This is a genomic window from Anaerophilus nitritigenes (assembly GCF_004138215.1).
GTDB lineage: Bacteria > Bacillota > Clostridia > Peptostreptococcales > Thermotaleaceae > Anaerophilus > Anaerophilus nitritogenes.
On sequence record NZ_RYYS01000102.1, the window covers coordinates 1 to 5,511 of the forward strand.

The 5,511-nt window shown below is 27.3% G+C and carries 4 protein-coding genes; 3 read left to right on the top strand and 1 reads right to left on the bottom strand.

Going from position 1 to position 5,511, the window contains the following annotated elements; translation table 11 throughout:
• The 3 genes from EK368_RS13710 to EK368_RS15085 all read left to right on the top strand — a co-directional run.
• Positions 1–217 (top strand): YcbK family protein (locus tag EK368_RS13710; RefSeq protein WP_129600627.1); only part of this gene is annotated, 217 nt, incomplete at its 5' end.
• Between the two features lie 1,012 nt (positions 218–1,229).
• The gene (locus tag EK368_RS15080; protein WP_202976491.1) at positions 1,230–2,429 is read left to right on the top strand and encodes a DUF4158 domain-containing protein; all 1,200 of its coding nucleotides are present in this window, start codon (positions 1,230–1,232) and stop codon (positions 2,427–2,429) included.
• Between the two features lie 165 nt (positions 2,430–2,594).
• Positions 2,595–4,193, top strand: a complete 1,599-nt coding sequence (locus EK368_RS15085; protein WP_202976492.1) for a Tn3 family transposase — start codon at positions 2,595–2,597, stop codon at positions 4,191–4,193.
• Positions 4,194–4,566: 373 nt separating this feature from the next.
• Here EK368_RS15085 and EK368_RS13720 read toward each other — a convergent pair whose 3' ends face one another.
• Positions 4,567–5,001, bottom strand: a complete 435-nt coding sequence (locus EK368_RS13720; protein ID WP_129600629.1) for a hypothetical protein — start codon at positions 4,999–5,001, stop codon at positions 4,567–4,569.
• Between the last annotated feature and the right edge of the window lie 510 nt (positions 5,002–5,511).

Genomic DNA, 5,511 nt, shown 5'->3' on the forward strand with positions numbered 1-5,511 from the left:
ATCAGCTTTTAGAACACAAACCTATAATCAAAGTGTTGGTGGAGCAAAGAAAAGTCAACATTTGCTTGGACGTGCTGCAGATATAAAAGTATATGGAGTATCTCCTGAGAAAGTAGCTAAAATTGCAAAGGAAATAGGTTTTAGAGGAATAGGAGTTTATAAAAACTTTACTCATGTAGATGTGAGAGTCGGAAAAAAAGTACTTTGGCGAGAATAAATAAAAGCTCGTGGTGATTTAGGGTCTTAATTATTTTCTAAACATATATTTGAGTAATAATTAAATTTAAAATTAGAGATATATAACCATATAATGTTAAAAGGGGTTTAGGTATGGAAACCATTCGTGTAAAACAGGATTGCTTTACAAATACTGCAAAAAACATATACTTCTATCTTAGTTTGATTACCATAAACGGTTGTTTATAGTCCCTATGTACCCTTTTAGATTTTTAATAGTTCCATAACCTAGTACTATAATTAAAGCATTGATATACCTATATTTTAACCTTTGAAATTAATTTCTATATTTTATTTTAGAATGAGTTTGGTTGGAAATTTATAATAATTTAGTTCCACAATAATTCAATATAATTATTAACAAGTAAATCATGCCCATGCATCGATAAAAGATAATATTTTGATGAGTAATTACATCTTTTTTCTCGAAAAATCTAATAACAAATGTAGGATATATAACCATTACTAGTCCAATTATTGCCACTATAGTATATGTTATAAGTGAAAATATATTTTTATTATGTGAAAATGAAAACAACATAAATATAGTAATAATTGTCCAAAAATTAAAATTTATTTTATACATGCTAATCTCCTCTCTGTTCCGATTAAGTAAAATTGTAGTAGTTTATGCTAAGATGATTATATCAGCTATTCGACTGAGTTGTTACAATGTAAGTATACCATTATAGTATGTAATGGCATACTTACATTGTGATATGTTATTATTTTTTAATTCGGGATCCAGTCACTATTAGAGCATTTGAGTTTTTTGGTCTATATACGTAGGACACCGAGATACGTGTAAAAAGTACTGGATTTTGTAAATAATTGTAAAGAATAAGTCATACTCCTTATTAAGGGGTATATTTTTGTCTTTTTATATAAAAGTCCCTTATTCGTCTTGCTACTAAAACCTGCTAAATTATATAATATAATAAATATTCTAACAAATTAAAGATAAAATCTAGTAAATGTAAGGATTGATGAAAATGGGCTTAATAGAAAGAACTATATATCCAAAACTCGCTAACAAAATTTCTAGAAAAGAATTAATCCAAGAATATACTCCCTCATCAGATGAATTAAATGTGGTATATTCTTCTTTTAAAAACGGGAACAAAGTTTTTACTTTTATAGTTTTATTGAAAGTATTTAAAAAGCTTAGGTATTTTCCAAAGCTAACAGATATTCCTACAGAAATTATTGAATATATAAAATCGAAACTAAATCTCATGGATACTGTATCTATTGAAAATTCAAGAAATATAATTTATGAATATCAAAGAAAAATCAGAGAACAACTTAGTATAGTTTCTGATAAAAAATGTATAAAAAATATCATAGTTAAAACAGTTCAAGAATATGAACCCATTATGGAACACCCTGCAGATATATTTAATGCTGTAATTGAGACGCTAATTAAAAACAATTGTGAATTACCCGCTTTTAGTACTCTAGAACGATTGATCAATAATAAAAGAACAGAAATTAATCAAAAAATATATGATGATGTAAATAGTAAATTAACAGCATCTGAGAAAAACTTTTTAGATTTGCTATTACAATCTAACGAAAAAGGAGTATCCCCATTTAATTACATTAAAGAATTACCTAAAAGCCCAACATTGAAGCATATGAAAGAGATTAAGGAAAATTATCTATATCTTAAAAGTCTCAATTATGGAGAAAACATTATAAAAACCATTCATCCTGCTAAAATGAAATATTTTTCTGCTCAAGGAAATGCTTTGGATGCTTCAGAAATGAAGGACTTTAATGAAGCTAAGAGATATACCATCTTAATCTGCTTTATATACAATTGCACCATAAAAACTTGTGATGACCTAATTACCATGTTTATTAAAACAATAGGGAAAATACATACCCGTGCAAAAGAAAAATTACAACTTATCCTAGAAAAACAGAGAGATAAAACAGAAACTATTGTAGAAGCGTTCCAAGGATTTCTAATATCTTCTTATAACTCTAATGATAGCAATACTATTGCAGATAATTTCAAAAAAATGATACAGAATAACGGTGGTTATGAAAGTTTACTCAAGGATTGTGAAGAAATAACAGCATATAATAACAATAATTACTATCCATTGTTATGGAATAGTTTTAAAAACCATAGAAAAACTCTTTTTGAAACTATAAAAATGATATCTATCAGCTCTACTACTTAGGATCATCTTCTTATTGAAGCAATCAATTATCTATTAGATAATGAGCATAAAAAATCTGATTATATTGATGCTCTAGTCGATATATCTTTTTCTAATCAAAAATGGCAAAAGATTGTTAAATGTAAACATAAAGGGAAAGCAGTTTTTTCAAGAAGATATTTTGAAATGTGTGTTTTTTCATATATTTCATCAGAATTTAAAACAGGAGACATTTCTGTAGAAGGATCAGAAGAATATGCAGATTATAGAAAACAATTGCTTTCATGGGAAGAATGTGAACCTTTAATTAAAGATTATTGCCTAGAAATGAATTTACCTACAAATAAGAAAGACTTTATCATCCATTTAAAAAATATGCTAAAGAAAAAAGCTTCTTTAGTTGATAAAAATTATCCTAAGAATAGCCAATTGATCATAAATGAAAAGGGTGAATCTATATTAAAGAGAACAAAAAGTACAAGAAATACAGCCAAAATACAAGAATTTAAAAGGCAATTAGAAAAATATATGCCAGAGAGAAATATAATGGAAATTTTATGTAATGTCGAGCATTGGTTAAATTATACAAAGAATTTTGGACATATATCTGGTTCAGAACCGAAACTACATAATCCCAAAGAAAGATATATTATATTGATCTTTGGATATGGCTCTAATATGGGTCCTGCTCAAACATCAAAGCATATTCGTCAAGGTATTACACCTCATATGATACATTTTACAAATAAAAGGCATATCAATGAAGAGAAGCTAGATCGTGCAATAACAGACATCATCAACTGCTACAATAAGTTTTCTCTTCCCAAGTTGTGGGGAGATATAAAAGTTGCCGCTGCTGATGGGACTAAAATAGATTTATATGAACAGAATCTACTTTCAGAGTACCATATAAGATATGGGGGCTATGGTGGTGTTGCTTATCATCATGTATCAGATACATATATTGCATTGTTTAGCCATTTCATTCCCTGTGGTGTATGGGAAGCCGTTTATATTATTGATGCTCTTCTTAAAAATAAATCTGATATTCAACCAGACACAATCCATGCAGATACGCAAGGACAATCTACACCTGTATTTGCTTTAACTTATCTATTAAGAATACAATTAATGCCACGAATACGTAACTGGAAAAATCTTAAATTCTACAAAGCAGAAAAAAACTTAGTATATAAGCATATAGAATCTCTATTTAAAGATACAATAAATTGGGACATTATAGAAACCCATTATCAAGATTTATTTCAAATAATCTTATCCATAAAGACAGGTAAAATTCTTCCTTCTACATTACTTAGAAAGCTAAATAACTATAGCAGGAAAAATAAATTGTATCAAGCTTTTAGAGAACTTGGAAATATTATAAGGACTGTTTATCTCTTAGATTTTATATCCAATACACCCCTAAGAGAAAGAATTACTGAACGAACCAATAAAGTAGAAGCCTACCATGGATTTTCAAAATGGTTTTTCTTTGGTGGAGAAGGAATCATCTGTGAAAATGATCCTGAAGAACAAAGTAAGATCATAAAATATAATAATTTGTTATCCAATGCTGTAATACTGCATAATGTAATTGATATTAGTATAGCTCTTAAAAAATTAAATGATGAAGGAATAATACTTTCAATAGAAGATATCAAAGCTTTAAGTCCTTATATGACAAAGCATATTAAACGATTTGGAGAATATATAGTAAATTTAGATGAAATTCCTGAACCTATAAAACAAGTTAATATTGAAGAAATTATAAAATCATCTTGATGGATCACTGATCACAAAATATTAAAAAAACATTTTTTGTAAAGTCAATGTTAAAATATGGTATAATTTAGAAATATCATACGTTAAACTAATGGTTAGTGCTGCTAGGAGGATTTTAAAATGTTTAAATTTCATAAGCAAACAAAAATTATAAAGTTCATATTATTTATATTTAGCTTATATCTTTGGAAATTGGTAATTGCAACTCTGGCACAAAATAATATATTAATATATACAAGTAGTTCTTCATATGAATATTTCTTAAAATTAATTATTTTTGTAGTAATTATGGGAATAATATTTAAAATCCCATTAATAGTCTTCAATTATTTTATTAAAAAAAATAAATAGCAGGCAAAATGCCTACTATTTATTAATCTTCAACCCATTGTCCTGGATTACTTGGTGTACTATATAAAACTTTAAAATCAAAGTCGTCTATTACATAACCACTATTTCTTCCAGCATTACGATATCTTAAAGTCATATTATATCTTAATCCTTTTGCACTTCCATTTTTTAATTCCTTCACTGCTTTTTCTACTTTTCTTTGTTGGTCTTCTAATGCGCTTTCTACAATATATTTATATCCAGTTAATATAATTCCTGGTCCTACACCTGCAAACCATCCTGCTCCTGCAATTAAATCATTAGTGAAATAGTAAAGTTTTTTTGTAATGGTAGGCATATTTTCTTCAATTTCTTCTAACCTTCCCATCTCACTTAAAATTTGACTTTTTGTGGCATCAATATGAACATTCTTATATTTGGGTGGAAGTGAACTACCTCCGTGATCATGATATGGCATAATAAATCTCTCCTTTTTATTTGTTTTTTATTTTTTACATAATCTTTAATACTTGATCTTTATAGATCAAACTATTCTTTAAATTATTCAACTTTATCAGTTCATTGGCTGTCATGTTAAATGATTTTGATATAGACCATAGAGTATCTCCTGCTTTTACAGTATAAGTATTAAAGCTACGATTGTTATCTAAGATACTAAATACTGTATTTTTAACTTCTATTAAAGGAAAGTTTGATAGGATAACCTTATGATCTTTATTTTGTAAAAACTACTTCAACCGGTTGTTTTGTCTTACACCTAATAAAGACAGTTATTTTTACTAAATGTAACCCTCCATTTGAAAACTTTTTCAAAAAAATTTTATAAAATAAAAAATCGCCTTTGATTACAGACGATTCTCTAAAGTATTCTTAAAATTTGATTAGGATAAATCATATCATTTCGTATATCATTTAAAGGATAGTTTTTCATGGACAATTTGTAACGTTAAATTTCATTCTTTTATTA